This window comes from Gluconacetobacter tumulisoli, assembly GCF_014174155.1.
In the GTDB taxonomy this organism is placed as follows: Bacteria; Pseudomonadota; Alphaproteobacteria; order Acetobacterales; family Acetobacteraceae; genus Gluconacetobacter; species Gluconacetobacter tumulisoli.
The window spans coordinates 82,156-100,344 of record NZ_JABEQM010000012.1; the positions used below are offsets into that span (position 1 = coordinate 82,156).

The 18,189-nt window shown below is 67.7% G+C and carries 19 protein-coding genes and 2 pseudogenes; 16 read left to right on the top strand and 5 right to left on the bottom strand.

The annotated features are described in order from the left end of the window. Positions 1–44 precede the first annotated feature (44 nt). The 13 genes and pseudogenes from lgt to HLH28_RS14260 all read left to right on the top strand — a co-directional run bounded on the left by lgt (position 45) and on the right by HLH28_RS14260 (position 11,378). Positions 45–890 (top strand): prolipoprotein diacylglyceryl transferase, encoded by an 846-nt coding sequence (gene lgt, locus HLH28_RS14200; RefSeq protein WP_182960319.1) that lies wholly within the window; start codon positions 45–47, stop codon positions 888–890. A gap of 32 nt (positions 891–922) precedes the next feature. Next, a complete protein-coding gene (locus HLH28_RS14205; protein WP_182960360.1) occupies positions 923–1,930 on the top strand; it encodes a class I SAM-dependent methyltransferase in 1,008 nt (335 codons plus the stop codon). Beyond that, on the top strand, positions 1,927–2,739 hold the full coding sequence (gene pgeF, locus HLH28_RS14210) for a peptidoglycan editing factor PgeF (protein WP_182960321.1): 813 nt from the start codon (positions 1,927–1,929) through the stop codon (positions 2,737–2,739). Before HLH28_RS14205 ends, pgeF begins: the two co-directional genes overlap by 4 nt. Further along, positions 2,736–3,683 (top strand): hypothetical protein, encoded by a 948-nt coding sequence (locus HLH28_RS14215; protein WP_182960323.1) that lies wholly within the window; start codon positions 2,736–2,738, stop codon positions 3,681–3,683. The genes pgeF and HLH28_RS14215 overlap by 4 nt, the downstream gene beginning before the upstream one ends. A 126-nt stretch (positions 3,684–3,809) precedes the next feature. Further along, positions 3,810–4,790, top strand: coding sequence for a ribose-phosphate pyrophosphokinase (locus HLH28_RS14220; RefSeq protein ID WP_182960325.1), 981 nt, complete (start codon positions 3,810–3,812; stop codon positions 4,788–4,790). A 174-nt stretch (positions 4,791–4,964) separates the two neighbouring features. Beyond that, the gene (locus HLH28_RS14225) at positions 4,965–5,573 is read left to right on the top strand and encodes a histidine phosphatase family protein (RefSeq protein WP_182960327.1); all 609 of its coding nucleotides are present in this window, start codon (positions 4,965–4,967) and stop codon (positions 5,571–5,573) included. A gap of 152 nt (positions 5,574–5,725) precedes the next feature. Beyond that, a complete protein-coding gene (locus HLH28_RS14230; RefSeq protein WP_182960362.1) occupies positions 5,726–6,340 on the top strand; it encodes a 50S ribosomal protein L25/general stress protein Ctc in 615 nt (204 codons plus the stop codon). A 39-nt stretch (positions 6,341–6,379) separates the two neighbouring features. Next, positions 6,380–6,958, top strand: a complete 579-nt coding sequence (pth, locus tag HLH28_RS14235; RefSeq protein ID WP_182960329.1) for an aminoacyl-tRNA hydrolase — start codon at positions 6,380–6,382, stop codon at positions 6,956–6,958. After that, positions 6,958–8,052: a redox-regulated ATPase YchF gene (gene ychF / locus HLH28_RS14240; protein WP_182960331.1), complete on the top strand. Its 1,095-nt coding sequence runs from the start codon at positions 6,958–6,960 to the stop codon at positions 8,050–8,052. Before pth ends, ychF begins: the two co-directional genes overlap by 1 nt. 271 nt (positions 8,053–8,323) lie before the next feature. Beyond that, positions 8,324–9,589 carry a glutamate-5-semialdehyde dehydrogenase gene (locus HLH28_RS14245; RefSeq protein WP_182960364.1) on the top strand — a complete coding sequence of 422 codons (1,266 nt, stop codon included), beginning with the start codon at positions 8,324–8,326 and terminating at the stop codon, positions 9,587–9,589. Position 9,590: 1 nt separating this feature from the next. After that, positions 9,591–10,184 (top strand): annotated as a pseudogene (locus tag HLH28_RS14250) (nicotinate-nucleotide adenylyltransferase); the annotation flags it as partial. A gap of 60 nt (positions 10,185–10,244) precedes the next feature. Further along, positions 10,245–10,799 (top strand): ribosome silencing factor, encoded by a 555-nt coding sequence (gene rsfS, locus HLH28_RS14255; protein WP_408869853.1) that lies wholly within the window; start codon positions 10,245–10,247, stop codon positions 10,797–10,799. 120 nt (positions 10,800–10,919) lie between these two features. Continuing rightward, the gene (locus tag HLH28_RS14260) at positions 10,920–11,378 is read left to right on the top strand and encodes a 23S rRNA (pseudouridine(1915)-N(3))-methyltransferase RlmH (RefSeq protein ID WP_182960333.1); all 459 of its coding nucleotides are present in this window, start codon (positions 10,920–10,922) and stop codon (positions 11,376–11,378) included. 141 nt (positions 11,379–11,519) lie between these two features. On the opposite strand, the gene HLH28_RS14265 is transcribed toward HLH28_RS14260, so the two are convergent. From HLH28_RS14265 to HLH28_RS14280, 4 genes and pseudogenes are all read right to left on the bottom strand, one after another. Beyond that, the gene (locus tag HLH28_RS14265; protein ID WP_182960335.1) at positions 11,520–12,245 is read right to left on the bottom strand and encodes a CHAP domain-containing protein; all 726 of its coding nucleotides are present in this window, start codon (positions 12,243–12,245) and stop codon (positions 11,520–11,522) included. Between the two features lie 307 nt (positions 12,246–12,552). Then, positions 12,553–12,903: a RidA family protein gene (locus tag HLH28_RS14270; protein ID WP_182960368.1), complete on the bottom strand. Its 351-nt coding sequence runs from the start codon at positions 12,901–12,903 to the stop codon at positions 12,553–12,555. A 198-nt stretch (positions 12,904–13,101) separates the two neighbouring features. After that, positions 13,102–13,632 (bottom strand): annotated as a pseudogene (locus tag HLH28_RS14275) (nucleotidyltransferase family protein); the annotation flags it as partial. Next, positions 13,629–14,705, bottom strand: a complete 1,077-nt coding sequence (locus HLH28_RS14280) for an XdhC family protein (protein ID WP_182960337.1) — start codon at positions 14,703–14,705, stop codon at positions 13,629–13,631. The gene HLH28_RS14280 and the pseudogene HLH28_RS14275, both read right to left, overlap by 4 nt. A gap of 121 nt (positions 14,706–14,826) precedes the next feature. Here HLH28_RS14280 and HLH28_RS14285 point away from each other — a divergent pair, with 121 nt between their 5' ends. From HLH28_RS14285 to HLH28_RS14295, 3 genes are all read left to right on the top strand, one after another. Then, positions 14,827–15,189 carry a host attachment protein gene (locus HLH28_RS14285; protein ID WP_182960339.1) on the top strand — a complete coding sequence of 121 codons (363 nt, stop codon included), beginning with the start codon at positions 14,827–14,829 and terminating at the stop codon, positions 15,187–15,189. Between the two features lie 133 nt (positions 15,190–15,322). Next, positions 15,323–15,988: an MBL fold metallo-hydrolase gene (locus HLH28_RS14290; protein ID WP_275943736.1), complete on the top strand. Its 666-nt coding sequence runs from the start codon at positions 15,323–15,325 to the stop codon at positions 15,986–15,988. A 46-nt stretch (positions 15,989–16,034) separates the two neighbouring features. After that, positions 16,035–16,538, top strand: coding sequence for a DUF192 domain-containing protein (locus tag HLH28_RS14295; RefSeq protein ID WP_182960372.1), 504 nt, complete (start codon positions 16,035–16,037; stop codon positions 16,536–16,538). Between the two features lie 28 nt (positions 16,539–16,566). Here HLH28_RS14295 and HLH28_RS14300 read toward each other — a convergent pair whose 3' ends face one another. Continuing rightward, positions 16,567–17,718, bottom strand: a complete 1,152-nt coding sequence (locus HLH28_RS14300; protein WP_182960341.1) for a patatin-like phospholipase family protein — start codon at positions 17,716–17,718, stop codon at positions 16,567–16,569. Positions 17,719–18,189: the final 471 nt, after the last annotated feature.

Below are 18,189 nucleotides of genomic sequence, written 5' to 3' on the forward strand. Positions count from 1 at the left end.
CTCCGACCGATCTCCCCCGACCTGATCCAGCAGAAAGACGCCGCATGCTGCCCGTGCTGATATTCCCGCAATTCGATCCGGTCATGGTGCATGTCGGCCCGCTGGCGATCCGCTGGTACGCCGTGGCGTATATTGCCGCCCTGCTGATCGGCTGGCGGCTGGTGCGTCATCTGGTGGCGCTGGCGCCCCGGGCGGCGACGGCCCTGCAGGTCGACGATTTCCTGACCTGGGCAACGCTGGGCGTCGTGCTGGGCGGCCGGCTGGGCTATATCCTGTTCTACCAGCCGGGCGTCTATCTGGCGCATCCGCTGGCGGCCTTGCAGGTCTGGCATGGCGGCATGTCGTTCCATGGCGGGGCGCTGGGCGTCGTTATTGCCCTGGCATTGTTCAGCTGGCGCAACGGGCTCAGTTTCCTCGGCTTTTCCGACCGGGTGACCGTGGTGGTGCCGATGGGGCTGGGGCTGGGGCGGCTGGCCAATTTCATCAACGGCGAATTATGGGGGCGTCCGGCGCCGGCCAGCCTGCCCTGGGCGATGATCTTTCCCCAGGCGGGGCCGGAACCCCGCCATCCCTCCGAACTGTACGAGGCACTGCTGGAGGGCGCGGTCCTGTTCACCGTGATGTGGCTGGTGTCGCGCCGGACGGCGGTCCGCGAACGGCCGGGCTTCCTGTCGGGCCTGTTCCTGTTCGGCTACGCCGTGGCACGCAGCATCTGCGAATTCTTCCGCGAGCCGGATTCGTTCATCGGCTTTCTGCCCTTCGGTACCACGATGGGGCAGGTGCTGTGCGTTCCCATGGCGATCGCAGGCGTGGCGCTGATGGCGCAGGCGATGACGCGCCCGCCCCGCCCGGTCCTGATGCCGGCCGACGCCGAGGCGGATGTCGCGTGACGGCAAGCGGGGGAGAACGTCTGGACCGCTTCATGGCGCGGGCCAACGCGGCCTATTACGCGCGGCGCGACCCGTTCGCCGATTTCGCGACCGCGCCCGAGATCTCGCAGATGTTCGGCGAAATCCTGGGCGCGTGGGTCGCGGTCACCTGGCAGGGGATGGGCCGTCCCGACCCCTTCCTGCTGGTCGAGGCCGGGCCGGGGCGCGGCACCCTGATGGCCGATATGCAGCGCCTGCTGGCCCGCGTGGCGCCCGATTGCCATGCGGCCGCGGCGATCCATCTGGTGGAAACCTCGCCGCGCCTGCGCGCCGTGCAGGCCGGGGCGCTGGACGGGCGGGGCGTGCGGCCAGTCGCCTGGCACGACCGGATCGAGGACGTGCCGGACGGTCCGACGATCCTGCTGGCCAACGAATTTCTCGATGCCCTGCCGATCCGCCAGTTCGTGCGGACCGCGGAGGGCTGGGACGAACGGTTCGTCCAGGGCATGGCCTTCGTGACACGGCCGGCGTCCGACCTGCCGCCGGGCGCACCGCTCGATCGCCCCCTGCCGCGGGGCGAGGTGCTGGAAGTCTGCGCCGATGCGCTGGGGGTGGCGCGCACGATCGCGGCCCGCCTCCGCCGCGCGCCCGGCGTCGCGCTGTTCGTCGATTACGGCTATGACGGCGCGCTGTGGGGGGACACGCTGCAGGCCCTGCGCGATCGAGAGCCCGCCTGGCCGCTGGCCGATCCCGGCCAGGCCGACCTGACCGCCCATGTCGATTTCGCGTGTTTCGCCGCCGCCGCCCGTGCCGCCGGGGCCGATATCCATGGCAGCGTGACGCAGGGCGCGCTGCTGACCGGACTGGGCCTGTTCGTCCGGGCCGAACAACTGGCCCGCGGCCGCCCGCCGGTCGAGGCCCATGCCATTCGCGATGCGGCGCAGCGCCTGGCCGCGCCGGATCGCATGGGGCGGCTATTCAAGGCGCTGGTCGTCGCCTCGCCCGGCCTGCCGCCCCCGCCGGGTTTCGCGCCGGCGTCGCATCAGGGAGCCATGCCATGACCGATAACGGGATTCCGGACGAGTCGATCCTGCGCCACGCCCTGCTGGGCGACGCGCGGCATGGGTTTTTCACCCGGCGGGGCGGCGTGTCGCAGGGACCGTACGCCAGCCTGAACTGTTCTACCCGCTCGGGCGACGAAGCCGGGGCCCTGGCGGAGAATCGGCGGCGGGTCGCCGCGACGATGGGGGTTGCGCCGGACAGGTTGCTGGGTGTGACGCAGGTCCATGGCGACGGCGTCGCGGTCATCGGGGCGGAGGACGCGGTCTGGAGGCCGGGGGCCGGACCCGCGGCCGATGCGCTGGTCACCGATCGCGCGGACGTGGCGCTGGGGGTCATCACGGCCGATTGCGGGCCGGTGCTGTTCGCTGGCCCGGACGGCCGGGTGGTGGGCGCGGCCCATGCCGGCTGGCGTGGCGCGGTCGGCGGCGTGCTGGAGGCCACGGTGGCGGCGATGGCGGCTCTGGGGGCCGATCCCGCGGGCATCCGCGCCGTGGTCGGTCCCTGCATCGGGCAGGCCAGTTACGAGGTCGGACCGGACATGTGCGAGCAGGCGCTGGCCGCCGACGCCGGGGCCGCGCCGTTCTTCGCGCCGGGCCGCCGGGCAGCGCATTACCAGTTCGACCTGGCGGCCTATTGCGTCGCGCGGTTGCGACGGGCGGGGGTCGGCCATGCCACGGCGCTGGGCGTCGATACGCTGGCCGATCCCGACCGGTTCTTCAGCCATCGGCGGCGGACCCTGGCGGGGGGCGGCCCGATCGGACATCAGATTTCTGTCATCGCCCGACCCGGTGCTACAAGCGGCGCATGAAACGCGCGCCTCTGCTCCATCGCACGGCCGGCCTGATCGGCGCGGCCGGCCTGTGCCTCCTGTCCGGATGTCTCGACGTGCCGCATCCTTTCCGCGATCCGGGGCGGGAAGGGCGGTCGCTGGCCCTGAATCCGCCGCCGTCGCGCCTGGCGGTGCCGGTGCCGCCCGTTGCCCTGCTGGGTGACGCCGCCGCCCGGGAATGGAGCCGGGACATTGTCGCCGCCCTGCTGGACCAGTCCGTGCCCGCCGTGGCGCAGCCGGCGCGCAAGGGTGACTGGTGGTTGCGGCTGGGGGCCGTGACTCGCGGCGGGCAGGTGGTGCCGATCTACAGCGTGATCACGCCCGCCGGAATCGTCCGCAGCACGGACGAGGGGGCGGGCATTCCCGCCGCGGCCTGGGCCGGCGGCGATCCTGAGATGCTGAAGAGCGTGGCGCAGCAGGCGGCATCGGGCATCGCACGCGCGTTGACCGGGATCCAGGCCGACCAGATGGACCACGATCCGCACAGCCTGAAGCACCGGGCGGCACGGATCTATTTCGCCGGGGTGACCGGCGCGCCGGGCGATGGCGACGTCGCGCTGGCGCAGGCCTTCAGCGCGTCGCTCCGCGATGCCGAGGACGCCATCCAGAATACGCCGCGCGATGCCGATTTTTCCGTGTCCTGCAAGGTGACGGTGACGGACGGGCTGCCCGGAACCACCGGCCATCCGCAGCAGCATCTCCAGCTTGTCTGGCGGGTGGTGGACGCGGCGGGCAAGGAGGCCGGGGCGGCGACGCAACTGCATGATATCGATGCCCATGCGCTGGACGGGCATTGGGGCGACGTCGCCGTCGCCGCGGCGCAGGAGGCCGCGGGCGGCGTTCGACAGGTGGTCTCGCGCTATTCCGGACGCGATAACGTGCCGTTGCCCCCGGGCGCGCCTGTGGCGGTTCCGCCACGTTAGGCCGACGCAAATGCGGCCGTCGCCGCCGACATGGCCGGCCATTGCGCGAGATGGATGACAGGGCCGGGCGCGATTGCTAGAACCCGCGCGCTATCCCACGAGATCGCCGCCCGGGAGCGTCACCAGATGAAGATCGTCGCCTGCAACAGCAACCTGCCTCTGGCCGAGAAGGTTGCGTCCGAGTTGCGCATGCCGCTGTGCAACGTTTCGGTTCGCCGCTTTGCCGATATGGAGGTCTTCGTCGAAATCCACGAGAACGTCCGCGGCGAGGACATATTCGTAATCCAGAGCACCTGCTCGCCCACCAACGACAATCTGATGGAACTGCTGATCATGCTGGACGCGCTGCGGCGCGCTTCGGCACGGCGCGTCACGGCGGTGATGCCCTATTTCGGCTATGCGCGGCAGGATCGCAAGTCCGGCTCCCGTACGCCCATCAGCGCCAAGCTGGTCGCCAACCTGCTGGTCGAAGCCGGGGCGAACCGGATCCTGACGATGGACCTGCATGCGATGCAGATCCAGGGCTTCTTCGACATTCCGGTCGACAATCTCTATGCCGCGCCGCTGTTCACCCGCGATATCAAGGGGCGCATGGGCCAGGGCGGATTGTCGTACGCCGCGCCGCCGATGTCGATTCCCGGAGGGGATCAGAACCTGATGATCGTCTCGCCCGACGTCGGGGGCGTGGTGCGCGCCCGTCAACTGGCGCAGCGGCTGAACGTCGACCTGGCGATCATCGACAAGCGGCGCGAACGCGCGGGCGTGTCCGAGGTCATGAACGTCATCGGCGACGTGCGCGGCCGCTATTGCGTCATGGTCGACGACATCGTCGACAGCGGCGGGTCGCTGTGCAACGCGGCGACCGCGCTGATGAAGGAAGGGGCCACGGCGGTCGAGGCCTACGTCACCCACGGTGTGCTGACCGGCGGCGCGGTGAAGCGGATCGCGGATTCGCCGATCGGCATGCTGACCCTGACCGACAGCATCGCGGCGACCGACGCCGTGGCCAACGCCACCAATATCCGCCAGATCAGCACCGCGAACCTGCTCTCGCGCGCGATGCGCGCGGTCTCGGACGAAAGTTCGGTCTCCTCGCTGTTCGATTGACGCGTCCTGTTCCCCGTCCAGGGGCGTCGTCCCTGGATCCCATCAAAACCATTTTCTTTGAAATCCGGTCGCTAGCCGGCCGGGGCGCGGAACAATATCCGCGACCCTGGGCAGGCGGCTTTTCAAACGGGCAGAAAACAGTTTCCTTAAGGCGAACCGGAAAGGAACCGCCCCATGACCGACCTGATCGCCCGCCCGTACTGGTATCTTCGCCATGGCGAGACGGACTGGAACGCCGAGGGGCGGTCCCAGGGCCGGTCGGACATTCCCCTGAACGCGCGCGGTATCGCACAGGCCGAAGCCGCCGGTGCCCTGTTGTCCGGGCATGAGGATGTGCACATGCCGGTGGCCCGCATCGTGTCCTCGCCTCTGATCCGGGCGCTGCGCACCGCGCAGATCGTGGCCCAGGCAATGACCGCCCCTGGTGCGGCCCCCTTGCCGGTGGCGGTGGACGAGGGCTTGCAGGAGGTCTGCTTCGGCGAGCAGGAAGGCCAGCCGATGGGTCATTGGTATGACAGCTGGATCGCGGGGGAATACACCCCGAAGGGAGCCGAACCGTTCGCCGAACTGCGCGCGCGCGCAGTCGCCGCCGTCAACCGCGCCCTGGACGGAAACGGCGTGGCGCTGATCGTGTGCCACGGCGCGATGTTCCGCGCCCTGCGGTCGGCGATGGGGCTGCCGCCGAACGTGCGCCTGCCCAATGCGGTGCCGCTCTGGGTCGCGCCGCGCGCGGGGGGGGCGGACGGCGACGGGGCGGAATGGGGCCTGTCCCCGCTAGGCTGATTCCCGTCAGTCGGGGCCTGCCCGAACCCGGCAAGGGCCTCGCCCCACGCCGGGCGGCCGAAAAATTTGCGTCGGAACCGGTTTTCCATTAAAGGCCCCCGCACGCGCGGGCACCCCTGGAGGCCCGCGTGCTTGGTTTTCAGGAGCAGACAGTGACCCAATTCACGAAACTTGAGGCTTCTTCGCGCGCGAAGGCTGGTAAGGGGGCAGCGCGTGCGACGAGGCGTGACGGTCAGGTACCGGCCGTTATCTATGGTGCGAAGCAGGAACCGACCCTGATCGCGCTGGACCCCCGCCTGGTGGTGCGCGAAATGCACAAGGCCGGCTGGCGTTCGCGGGTGTACGACATCACCGTCGACGGTGCGTCGTCCCACGCCCTGATGCGCGAGATACAGTTGCATCCGGTCACCGACCAGCCGATCCATGTCGATTTCCAGCGCCTTGCCGCCGGCGAGCGCATGCATGTCGAAGTGCAGATCGTCTTCACGGGCGAGGACAAGTCCCCCGGCATCAAGCGCGGCGGCGTGCTGAACATCGTTCGCCATACGGTGGATGTCAGCGTCGATCCGGCCAACATGCCTTCTTCGTTCACGGTCGACCTGTCGCAGCTGGACATTCACGACAACGTCCGCTGGAACGACCTGCAGGGCACGGAAAACGTGACGCCGATCCTGCAGATCCCGAACTTCGTGATCGCTACCGTTGCCGCGCCGAGCGTCGACGAAGCGGCCGAGGCCCCGGCGGCTGCGGCCCCGGCGAAGAAGTAATCCCGAGACCGGATACGGCCATACGACAGGGAATACGGCATGCTGCTCTGGACCGGGCTCGGAAATCCTGAGCCGGGGATGAGCCGGCACCGGCACAATGTCGGTTTCATGGCCGTCGACCGGATTGCCGCCCGCCATGGCTTCGCGCCATGGCGGAAGCGGTTCCGGGGCGAGGTGGCCGAAGGACGGGTAGGGCGGCACAAGGTGCTGCTGCTCAAGCCCATGACCTACATGAACCTCTCGGGTGAGAGCGTTCAGCAAGCCGCCGCCTTCTACAAGATTCCCATCGAATCCATTACCGCCTTCCACGACGAGCTCGACCTGGCGCCCGGTCGGGTGCGAGTGAAGCGGGGCGGGGGCGCCGCCGGCCATAACGGCCTGCGTTCGATGGACCGGATGCTGGGCGGCCAGGATTACTGGCGCGTCCGTATCGGAATCGGGCACCCTGGCGCGCGCGACCGCGTGACGGGCCACGTGCTGGGCGATTTCGCGAAAAGCGACCAGGACTGGCTGGAGCGCATGCTCGATGCCATGTCCGACACGGCGCCGGTCCTGGCGGACGGGCAGCCCGAACTGTTCATGACGAAAATGGCCTTGCTGGCCGGGGAGAAGGGCTGATGGGGTTCAATTGCGGCATCGTGGGCCTGCCGAATGTCGGCAAGTCGACCCTGTTCAACGCCCTGACCGAAACCGCGTCGGCCCAGGCCGCGAACTATCCGTTCTGCACCATAGAGCCGAACGTGGGCCGGGTCGCGGTGCCCGACCCCCGGTTGGAGGCGCTGGCTGCGATCGGCAAGTCGCAGAAGATCCTGCCGACCAGCCTGGAGTTCGTCGATATCGCGGGCCTTGTGCGCGGTGCATCGCGCGGCGAGGGGCTGGGCAACCAGTTCCTGGCCAACATCCGCGAGGTCGATGCGATTATCCACGTCCTGCGCTGCTTCGAGGATGACGACATCACCCATGTCGAGGGCGGGATCGACCCGATCCGCGATGCGGAGATCATCGAGACCGAACTGATGCTGGCCGACCTGGAATCGCTGGAAAAGCGGATCGTGGCCCTGCAGAAGAAGGCCAAGGGCAACGACCGCGACGCCGCCGCCCAGGTCGCGCTGATGGAGCCGCTGATCGAGGTCCTGCGCGAGGGGCGACCCGCCCGCCAGGCGATTCCGGCGGGGCAGGAAGAGGCCGTGCGCCGCCTGCAGCTGATGACCAGCAAGCCGGTCCTGTATGTCTGCAATGTCGAGGAGGCGTCGGCCGCCAAAGGCAATGCGTGGTCCGAGCGCGTGCGCGCCCGCGCCGAGGCCGAGGGCGCCATCGCCGTCGTCGTGTCAGCGGCGATCGAGGCAGAGGTCAGCCAGCTGGGTCCCGACGACCGCAAGGAATTCCTCGACGGGCTGGGTCTTGCCGACAGCGGCCTCGATCGCGTGATCGCGGCGGGCTATCGCCTGTTGGGCCTGCGGACCTATTTCACCGTCGGGCCGAAGGAAACCCGTGCCTGGACGATCACGGCCGGCACCCGCGCGCCCCAGGCCGCGGCGGTGATCCATAACGATTTCGAGCGCGGATTCATCGCTTGCGAGACCGTCGCCTATGACGATTACGTCCGCTACCAGGGCGAGGCCGGCGCCAAGGAGGCCGGCAAGCTGCGGATCGAAGGCCGCGACTATGTCGTGCAGGATGGTGACGTTCTCCTCTTCCGTTTCAACGTCTGAAAGAGGGGCTGGACCGGCGTCCCGTTGGCGATCCGACGCGAGTTTCCAGCGCTCCGGTGCTCGGAACAACAGGCCACCTGTCCAGTCCCTTTTCGGTGACTTCGATGCCCGGGGTTTGCAAAGGGCGACCGCCCTTTGCCGGGGATTGGGACAGCGTCCCAATCCTGGTCCTTTCCCATGACTTGCATCCGATCCCGACAGAACCGACAATAATCCGGCGGCATATCCACACAGGGGCAGGGAGTCGATCATGAACACAGTCGCGCCCGTTATGGACGACACGGACCGGACCGATTGGGTCCCGGCCATGCCGCGCCTGGCCGCCGCTGCGCGTGACGCCGCGCGCGCCCTGGCGCGCAGTCCGTCGGCGGTGCGCGATGCGGCCCTGCGGCAGGCGGCGCAGGCCCTGCGCGACCGGCAGGACGACATCCTGGCGGCCAATGCGCGTGATCTTGCCACATCGACGGCGACGGCGTCCTTCCGCGACCGGCTGACCCTGACCCCGGCGCGGGTCGAGGCGATGGCCCGGGGGCTGGAGGACGTGGCGGGCCTGCCGGATCCGGTCGGGCGGGTCATGGCGGAATGGACGCGGCCCAACGGGCTGAGGTTCCGACGGGTGGCGACGCCGGTGGGCGTGATCGGCATGATCTATGAAAGCCGTCCCAATGTCGGTGCCGACGCGGCTGGCCTGTGCATCAAGTCGGGCAACGCGGTCATCCTGCGGGGCGGGTCCGAAAGCCTGCACAGCGCGCGGGCGATCCATGCGGCGATGGCGGCGGGCCTGCGCGCCGCCGGCCTGCCGGAGACGGCGGTACAGATCGCGCCCGATACCGACCGGCGTCATGTGGCGGACATGCTGACGGCGTCCGGCCTGATCGACCTGATCATCCCGCGTGGCGGCAAGTCGCTGGTCGAACGGGTGCAGCGCGAGGCCCGGGTGCCCGTGCTCGCCCATGCCGAAGGGTTGTGCCACACCTATGTCCACGCGGCCGCCGATCCGGCGATGGCCCGGGGATTGGTAGTCAACGCCAAGATGCGGCGCACTGGTATCTGCGGCGCGACCGAAACGCTGCTGATCGACGCGGTCATTGCGCCGACCCTGTTGCCGGATATTGTGGCCGACCTTGCCGCGCGCGGCTGTACCTTCCGCGCGGACGCCCGCGCCCGCGCCATCCTGCCCGACCTGCCTGCGGCGACCGAGGCCGATTTCGCGACCGAATGGCTGGATTCCATCCTGTCGATCGCCGTGGTGGACGGGGTCGAAGGCGCGCTGGCGCATATCGCCCGCTACGGCAGCGAACATACCGAGGCGATCGTGACCGAGGATGCGGATGCCGCGGCACGGTTCCTGAACGGCACGGATAGCGCCGTGGTGATGTGGAACGCCTCGACCCAGTTCTGTGACGGTGGCGAATTCGGCTTTGGCGCCGAAATCGGCATCGCCACCGGTCGCTTTCATGCCCGTGGCCCGGTAGGGCTGGAGCAGCTGACGACCTTCCGGTACGAAGTGATCGGGACAGGGCAGCAGCGTCCCTGACATGGTGTCGATTCCCACGTGGGGCGACGGACGGCGGGTCCGGATCGGCCTGCTGGGCGGCTCGTTCAATCCCGTCCATGCCGGTCACCTGCAACTCGCCCAACGGGCCTTGCGGCAATTGCGGCTGGATCAGGTCTGGCTGATGGTGTCCCCGGGTAACCCGCTGAAGCCGATCGACGGCATGGCGCCGTTCGATGACCGGATGGCCGCCGTCGCGGCCCGCGTCGACGGCCGGCGGATCGTGGCCACCGACATCGAACGACGGATGGGCACCCGCTTTACCGTCGATACGCTGGTGCAGTTGCGCCGGCGTTTCCCGCGGGCGGAATTCGTCTGGCTTATGGGGGCGGACGGGCTGGCCCAGCTACCCAAATGGCGGTGCTGGCGGCGGATCGTCTCGCTGGTGCCCTTCGCGGTTTTGCCGCGTCCGTCCTATAACCCGGCGGCGCTGCGCGGACGGGCGGCGGTGGCGTTGGCGCGCTGGCGCCGCCCGGAGCGCGAGGCCCCGATCCTTGCATTGCGCGCGCCATGTGCTTGGGCCTTTCTTCCGGCTCCCCAGACCGGTATATCAGCAACGGCATTACGTGCGTCGGGCATGGGTGGGGCGATGTCGCCGCCCGGCGCACCTCATCACCACCCTGCAGGAGTTACAGTCATCGCCAGGAAGCCTCCGGCCGATACGGGGACCACTCGTCGCACGGCACCCAAGAAAACGTCAGGTACGACCGGCAGCCGCGTCGGCGCCGTCAGTACGGTTGCCGGCACGGCGAAGGCGCCGGGCACCCCGCGCAAGAAGGCAGCCGTTGCCGGCCCGGGCAAGGCGGTTCGTCGCGAACCCGTCGAAACCGCCCTGCTGGACAAGTACCTGGCCATCATCACCGAAAGTTTGGCCGACGATAAGGGCGAGGACATCGTTGTGCTGGACCTGACCGGCCGTGCCGCGTTCGCCGACCGGATGGTGATCGCGACCGGCCTCGCCGACCGCCAGATCGCGGCAATGGCGATGCATGTCGAACGCAAGCTGGGCGAGGCCGGGCTGAAGCGCGTGCTGATCGAAGGCGCGAACGGATCGGACTGGGTGCTGATCGATGCCGGCGATATCGTCGTGCATCTGTTCAAGGCCGAGGCCCGGGCCCTGTACGGGCTGGAGCGGATGTGGGGCGCGGACCTCGACGTTCTGCCGGTAGGCGAGCCGGACGGCACGGCCTGAGAGGTTGTTTTGCAAATGCGCCGGTGGCGATCCAGCGCGTGCATCCTGCATCTCCGCCGATATGCGACCTGCAAGGCCGATTGGCCCGATGCTCGTTTTTAACCGAATGTTGAGAAATCCATGCGCCTGATCGCCGTCGGACGCATGAAGGATGGGGTCGAACGCGATCTCTTCCGTCGTTATGCCGACCGGCTGACGCCACGCCTCGACCTCGTGGAGGTGCCTGAAGGGCGGGGGGCAGCGGCCGAAATCAAGCGGCGCGAGGGCCAGTCCCTGCTGGCGGCCCTGCCGGACCGTGCCTTTGTCGTGGCGATGGACGAGGGGGGCTGCTCCTACGGCAGCCTGGCGTTCGCACAGCGTGTCGAGCGCTGGCTTGGCCTGTCGCGGCCCCTCTGTTTCCTGATTGGCGGTGCCGAGGGGCTGGACGGACCGGTTCTGGCCCGTGCCGATGACAGCTTGTCGCTGGGGCCGATGACCTGGCCGCACATGCTGGTCCGGGGACTGCTGGCCGAGCAGCTTTATCGTGCCCGGGCGATCGCAACCGGCCATCCTTACCACCGGGCAGGCCGGCCGAACTGAACGATCGTAATACAAGAGCGCATTGCGATGGGATGACCCCGATCACGCTTCGACGCTCTATTTGGCGGGCATCTTCATGCGTTGAGGTCCAGGACCCGGACGCGATCTGTTTCAGGCAGAGGCCGAAACGTCCGCCAGCGGTCAGCGGATCGAACGGTTCGGCGCGTCGTCGCGGAAGGCATGGCCATAGGTCACGACCGGCAGGCTCTCGGGCGCTTCGGCCACTTCGGTCGAGGCCATCGGGCGGCGCAGGTCGCTCGGTGCGGTGTTGATCGTGCTGGGCACCGACCGCTCGCTGCTGGCGGTCATGATGCGGCCGGTCGAATCCGAACGCGGATAGATGAAGCCATAGGTCGGATAGATGCTGCCATACGCGCCCTCGTGACCCAGGGCCACGCGCACGGCCGACCAGTCATTGTTGGGGGACACGTCGATGACCGACACATGGCGGCTGATGCCGCGCTGCGCCCAATGGGACTGGTCGATGACGATCGTGCGGCTGTCGACCACGTCCGTCACGACGGCGACGTGACCCAGCGGCATGCGACGGTTGGCGCGAAAATTCAGGACGCTGCCGGCTTCGGGCGCGGATCCCCGGGCGTAGACCCCGGCGGCGTTGTACCACCAGTTGACGGCATTGCCGTGCAGCGCGACCTCGGACGCGGACTGGGCGAAGGCCACGCACTGGATGACATGGCCGGCGTCGCGATAATGGCCAACGCGCCGCGCGCTGATATGATGGCCGTGGACGACAGGGGCCGCGCGATGCGACGCCTGCCGCGCCTGGGCGGTGTGGGGGAGCATGAAACCGAGGGAAGCGGCCGCCATAGAAAGAAGGACTGAACGTCCCAAACCGCCTGCCCGCATTCCCGAAAGCCCCACCTGCGTTGTCGCTGCGAAGACAGGGGTAGCAAGGGGTTTGCAACCCTGACAAGACGCCGGAGCATTTCTTGGCGACGGCACGATCATTTTCATCAAATCATGCCGCTTGCGGTGAATAAATAGGAATATAGTCCTATTTCATTTTCACAGATTGCGGTTTTTCAAGGAAAAAACCCGGTTTCCCGGAACGAGTGATCGAAGGGCGGTGGATTGGACGCGGCAGAATCGGAATCGGGATCCGTGGCCTAAATGCGACAGGTTGTCGCCAGGCCGCGGATCCCGGGCCGGCGTCTTATTTCGTGCAGATGATCATGATTTCGACCAGTATCGCCGGATTGGCGAGGACCGCCTGGACGCAGGCGCGCGCCGGCGCGCCGTCCTTCGGCAGCCAGGCCGACCACACGCCGTTCAGCGCGTCGCGATCGGCGATATCCTTCAGCCAGACCTGGGCCTGCAGCAGGCGGGTCTTGTCGGTGCCGTGCAGTTCCAGCGCCTCGTCGATCTGCTCCAGGATGTCGCGGGTCTGGGCGGTGGCGTCGCCGGTCAGGTCGCGCGCGACGAAGCCTTGGGTAAAGAGGAAGCCGTGATATTCCACGACCTTCGACAGGATCGCGTTCGGTTCGGTGCGGATGATCTTGCTCATGGGCCCAGTCCTTGGTGAGGGCGGCCGATCGGGCCGCGCGCCCTCTTCTCCGACACGGGGGCGGGGCGGGTCAACAGGGCCGTCGCCCTGGGCCGCGCCGATCGTGCCGAAGTGGTCCAGCCGCTCCGGCGTGTCGAAATCGGCGTGGATCGCGGCATCGGCCGGGATCATGGCCAGCCGTCCGGCATGCGCTCGGATCAGCGCGCGGCCGCCGACATCGCCATCCAGCCCCATCAGCGCCGGAAATATGACCCGGTCCCACAGGACGGGATGCCCGGTCCGCCCGTCATGGACCGGCACGGTCGCCGGGGCACGGTCCCGCCGGTGCCGGGCGATCAGCCGATCGATCAGCGTCCTGTCGACCAGCGGCATGTCGCCCAGGCAGACCAGCACGCCGGATGGCGCGTGCGGGCCCACTGCCGCCAGCCCGGCCCGCAGACTGGCCGACAGGCCGTCCCCATGGTCTTCGGCAATGGTGAAGATCAGGTCGGGGTGCCCGGCATGTTGGATGATTGCCGCGCGGATTTCTGCCGCGCGGTGGCCGAGCACGACGATCACCGGCCTGGCGGTGCTGGCACATGCGGCACGGACAACGCGGGCGATCATCGGGACACCCCCGGCATCCGGGGTCAGCAATTTGTGGCGCGGCGCGGTGCGCGACGATCGCCCGGCGGCCAGAATCAGGGCGGCGACGGGGGGCGTCATGTGCGGCGGCGTGCCGCTTGTCATGTCCAGCCGGGACGACGGCCCAGCGGGGCGTCGCGCCGCACGGCCACGATCTCCGCCAGGATCGACAGGGCGATTTCCGGCGCCCCGATCGCCCCGATCGCCAGGCCGACAGGGCCGTGGATCCGGGCCGCGCGTCCGTCGTCATATCCGGCCTCGCGCAGGCGTCCCAGCCGGGAGGTCTGCGTCTTTCGTGACCCCAGCGCGCCGATATAGAAGGCCGGGCTGTCCAGCGCCGCGCGCAGGGTCGGATCGTCCAGCTTCGCATCATGTGTCAGGGTGACGATGGCGGTATGGTCGTCGACATTCAGGGCCGCCAGGGCCTCGTCCGGCCATTCGGTCACCAGCGGAATGCCCGGAAAACGCTCGGGGGTCGCCAGTTGGGTGCGCGGGTCGATGACCGTGACCGCAAAACCCGTTGCGGCCGCCATCGGCGCCAGGACCTGCGCAATATGGACCGCCCCGACGATCAGCAACCGGTGCGGCGGGGTCAGCAGATGCAGGAACCACGCCTCGCCGTCCGGGGCTTCATGCCGCATGCTGCGGCCACCGCGAAATGCCATGTCCAATGCCGGCAGCATGTGGTCGGGCAAATCGGCGCCCCCATGGGCCGCCATGCTTCCTCCGGCCGTCCGTTCCACCAGGATATGACGCATGTCCGTCAGGCGGGTGGCCAGCAGGGCCGGCCGCCGCTCACGCCGCAGGGCCATCGCATGGCGCAGCAGTGCGGGATCCAGCGTTCCCTCAGGGCCGACCGACTCCACCAGAATATCCAGCTCTCCGCCGCAGGCCAGGCCGACTGCCCAGGCCTGTTCCGACGTCACGCCATAGGACAGCACTTCAGGCGCGCCGCCCTGCATGACGGTCTCGGCGGCATCGACGACCGACGCCTCGACGCAGCCTCCGCTGACCGATCCCTCGATCCGTCCGGTGGCGTCGATCGCCATCATGCTGCCCGGCGGCCGCGGGGAACTGCCCCATGTCGCGACCACCGTCGCCAGGGCAGCGGCATGTCCGGCCTCCGCCCAGGCAAGGACAAGGTCGAGCGGATCGCGGGGCAGGGGATGGGGTGTCATGGCGGGGGCACTCTATCAGGCGGAATATAGACATGCCAGATTGCGAGGCCCCCTTCGTGATCCCATTCTCAGAAATGGGCGCGCCTGGATCGGACGCGCCTTGATGCAGGAGGTACGGTTCATGACTTATCTCGATTCCGCCTGGTACATGGTGGCTGACGGTGCACGGGCGCGGGTGCTGAAACATGCCGGCGGCACATTTCATCCGCTGACGACCCTGACGGCGGACGACGGGGATGAGGAGGCATTTGCCCGTAGGCTCGCCACCTACCTGAACGATGCGGCGGAAAGGGGCGACATCGACGGCCTCGCGCTGGCGGCGCCACCCCGGACCTTGCATGTGCTGCGCACCCATCTGTCGGCCATTGCGCGGGGCCGGGTGGTCAGCGAACAGCCGCACGACCTGACCGGGATTGCCGACCACGATCTGCCGTCGCATTTCGATATTCCCGCCACCGGCTGGCCGCGACCGCTCCCGGAGTGACGGGGGGCGGTCTTGCCGGGCACGCGACCTGCCCCTAGAAACTGTGCCAGAGACTGCCTGGAAACCTGCCCGGTAGTCATGCTTGAAACAATCTCTGACCGGTCGCGAACGCGATCGGGTTCAGGAGGCGCCTATGCCGTTTTCGCCCGCGCTGGAACTGGAAATCATTCCGGTTACCGCTTTCGGACAGAATTGTTCGATCCTGTGGGACCTGGCGACCCGGCATGCCGTGGTGGTGGATCCTGGCGGCGATGTCCCCCTTCTGTTGCGTGAACTGGCGGTTCGCGACCTGACGGTGGATACGATCCTGCTGACGCACGGGCATCTGGACCATGCCGGCGGGGCGGATGAATTGCGCGATGAACTCTCCCGCCGGCAGGGCGCGCCGGTACCGGTGGTCGGGCCGGATGCGCGTGACGCGTTCCTGCTCTCCGATATCGCATCCCAGGCCGCCCGGTTCGGGCTGGAGGGAATGCGGAACGTGACGGTGGATCGTTACGTCACGGATGGCGAAACCCTGTCATTGCTGGGCCGGACGTTTCACGTCCTGCACGTGCCGGGCCATACGCCCGGCCACGTCGTGTTCCATGATCCGCAGGCGCGCTTCGCCTTCGTCGGCGACACGCTGTTCCGTGGTTCGGTCGGACGCACCGATTTTCCGTACGGGAATGGCCCCCAGTTGATCGAGGCCATTACGGCCCGCCTGCTGCCGCTGGGCGACGACGTGACGATCCTGCCCGGCCATGGCGGGACCTCGACGATCGGGGCGGAACGTCATAGCAACCCGTTCCTGCGATAATCGCAGACACGCACTGGCTGGGCGGACAGGAGAAGTCGAGGATATGATGGACATGCGCAAGATCGCCGGGGCCTGCGCTCTGGGCCTGATACTGGCGGCGACGACCGCGGCCCGGGCGCAGGACGCGGGCGGCACGCCGACCCAGGCGCAGCCGGAACTGCCGCGTGAAAACCTGACGATTATCGGCCATGACGGAACGAAACACGCGTTCTCGGTCGAACTGGCCCTGACACCGCGCCAGCAACAGGTGGGCGAGATGTTTCGGACCTCGGTGCCAGCGGATCGCGGAATGATCTTCGTCTGGCCCTATCCGCAGCAGAGTGACATGTGGATGGAAAACACGCTGGTCTCGCTGGATATCGTGTTCATCGGTGCCGACAACCGGATTTCCGCCATCAGCGAGAATGCGGTGCCGCAGAGTCTGGCGCGGATCAGCAGTCAGGGCCCGGTTCGCGCCACGTTGGAACTGCAAGGCGGCCTGACCGAAAAGCTGGGCATCGTCGTCGGCGACAAGGTCGACAGCAAGGCATTGGCTGCCAGCCCGACCTGATCGACCGACCTGCCCGGCCCGGGGAGAATTACCGGTCCGGGCGATGCGCGTCGTGGACGATCAGCCCGGCATCGTCCGGCGCGGGGCGCAGCCAGTCCTGGTGGCAGAGGGTCATGCGGGTATCGCGTGCGCCTGCATCCCAGTGCTCCTCCATCGATGCGGCTGAAAACTCGAAATCCCGGGTCTGCCCTTCATAGGCTTCTTCCTGGTAGATCAATTGCAGGATGGTGATTGCGGGCAGCGAAGACAGCTGCTGGCGCAGGGCGCGGTCCCGGGGCGTCAGATCCTGTTCGGGGATGCGGTCCAGAAGGGCGCGGATCTCCAGCTTCTGCCGATGCAGGGCACGGTAATGGTCGGTGATCAGGCGCGTGCGGGATGAATATTGGATGTCCTTGGTCCGGGCCTGGACATCGAACATGTCCCGCGGGATCGGCCCCCGCGCGGAAAACAGATCGACCTGGAAGATCAGCATGCTGTCCTGGTCCGCATTGTCCAGCAGATGCTGCAGCGGCGTGTTCGACACCATGCCGCCATCCCAGTAATAATCCTGCCCGATCCGCACCATCGGCATGGCCGGCGGCAGGGCGGCGCTGGCCATGACATGGTCGATGGTCAGGCGCGTGCGGGCATTGTCGAAATAGATGAAATTGCCGCTGCCGACGCTGACGGCCCCGCAGGCCAGCCGGATGCCGGATGTATTGAGCCGATCGAAATCGATCAGGGACTCCAGCGTCTCGCGCAGGGGCGCGCTGTCGTAATAGCTGGTGGCGGCGTGGATATCCCGCCCCGCAAGCCAGGGGTTGGCCAGGCGCGGGCGAAAGAACCCCGGCTGGCCGAAGGTGCTGGTGACGAAGGACGACCACGCGTTGTGCATCTTGCGGATCGAATCGCCGGCCGGCGTGTCGCCGATCCAGATCTTGCGTGACGTCACGCGTTCCCAGAATTGACGCAGACGTGGCACGCGCAGTTCCGGCGGGTTGCCGGCGATCAGGGCGGCGTTGATGCCACCGATGGACACGCCGGAAATCCAGTCCGGCTCCAGCCCTGCCTCATGCAGGACCTGATAGACGCCCGCCTGATAGGCGCCCAGCGCGCCGCCACCCTGCAGGACCAGGCCGATGCGATTGCCTTGCGCAACGTCGGGGGAAGTATGGGGGGGCTTCGGGGTGTCTGGGGCCATGCCGTTCTGTTTTCCCTTTGGGCGACGGCGCCGATGACCGGCCGCCCCATGTCCGAAGGATAAAGGGGCCGCATCCCGAATCAAGGATCGCCCCGCAGGGGGCGGGTGTCCCGATATCGGGCGGGCAGGAAGCATGAATTTTTTTTGGTCTGAAATTTCCCGGTTTTCTCCCGTATCGGACGCATGGGCCGATCGACCTCCCATTTTTTTGCCAAACGATCCTTCCTCCGCAGTTGACGGTGGTGTGGGTGGGGTGTAGATCGCTGTTCACCGCAGGGGCGGGGCCGAAAGGCACTTGCCTGGTGGGGTTGGGTTTGCTAATGTCTTTGGCCCGGTTGGGCTGGACTGAGTAAGTTCAGGGATCTTTGACAATAGAATAGAGAGAGTTTGGAAGGGATATGTTGGCGGCGTTCTGACGACCTGGCTTAGGTTGGGTTGTTGAGGAGGATTGGGCATCTGGTTTGTTCTGGG

Coding starts and splice junctions, on each gene's coding strand:
- lgt (WP_182960319.1), top strand. CDS start 45: ATGCTGCCCGTGCTGATATTCCCGCAATTCGATCCGGTCATGGTGCAT.
- HLH28_RS14205 (WP_182960360.1), top strand. CDS start 923: ATGGCGCGGGCCAACGCGGCCTATTACGCGCGGCGCGACCCGTTCGCC.
- ychF (WP_182960331.1), top strand. CDS start 6,958: ATGGGGTTCAATTGCGGCATCGTGGGCCTGCCGAATGTCGGCAAGTCG.
- pgeF (WP_182960321.1), top strand. CDS start 1,927: ATGACCGATAACGGGATTCCGGACGAGTCGATCCTGCGCCACGCCCTG.
- HLH28_RS14220 (WP_182960325.1), top strand. CDS start 3,810: ATGAAGATCGTCGCCTGCAACAGCAACCTGCCTCTGGCCGAGAAGGTT.
- HLH28_RS14280 (WP_182960337.1), bottom strand. CDS start 14,705: ATGACACCCCATCCCCTGCCCCGCGATCCGCTCGACCTTGTCCTTGCC.
- HLH28_RS14295 (WP_182960372.1), top strand. CDS start 16,035: ATGGACATGCGCAAGATCGCCGGGGCCTGCGCTCTGGGCCTGATACTG.
- HLH28_RS14270 (WP_182960368.1), bottom strand. CDS start 12,903: ATGAGCAAGATCATCCGCACCGAACCGAACGCGATCCTGTCGAAGGTC.
- HLH28_RS14260 (WP_182960333.1), top strand. CDS start 10,920: ATGCGCCTGATCGCCGTCGGACGCATGAAGGATGGGGTCGAACGCGAT.
- HLH28_RS14300 (WP_182960341.1), bottom strand. CDS start 17,718: ATGGCCCCAGACACCCCGAAGCCCCCCCATACTTCCCCCGACGTTGCG.
- HLH28_RS14265 (WP_182960335.1), bottom strand. CDS start 12,245: ATGCGGGCAGGCGGTTTGGGACGTTCAGTCCTTCTTTCTATGGCGGCC.
- HLH28_RS14290 (WP_275943736.1), top strand. CDS start 15,323: ATGCCGTTTTCGCCCGCGCTGGAACTGGAAATCATTCCGGTTACCGCT.
- HLH28_RS14225 (WP_182960327.1), top strand. CDS start 4,965: ATGACCGACCTGATCGCCCGCCCGTACTGGTATCTTCGCCATGGCGAG.
- HLH28_RS14215 (WP_182960323.1), top strand. CDS start 2,736: ATGAAACGCGCGCCTCTGCTCCATCGCACGGCCGGCCTGATCGGCGCG.
- pth (WP_182960329.1), top strand. CDS start 6,380: ATGCTGCTCTGGACCGGGCTCGGAAATCCTGAGCCGGGGATGAGCCGG.
- HLH28_RS14285 (WP_182960339.1), top strand. CDS start 14,827: ATGACTTATCTCGATTCCGCCTGGTACATGGTGGCTGACGGTGCACGG.
- HLH28_RS14245 (WP_182960364.1), top strand. CDS start 8,324: ATGGACGACACGGACCGGACCGATTGGGTCCCGGCCATGCCGCGCCTG.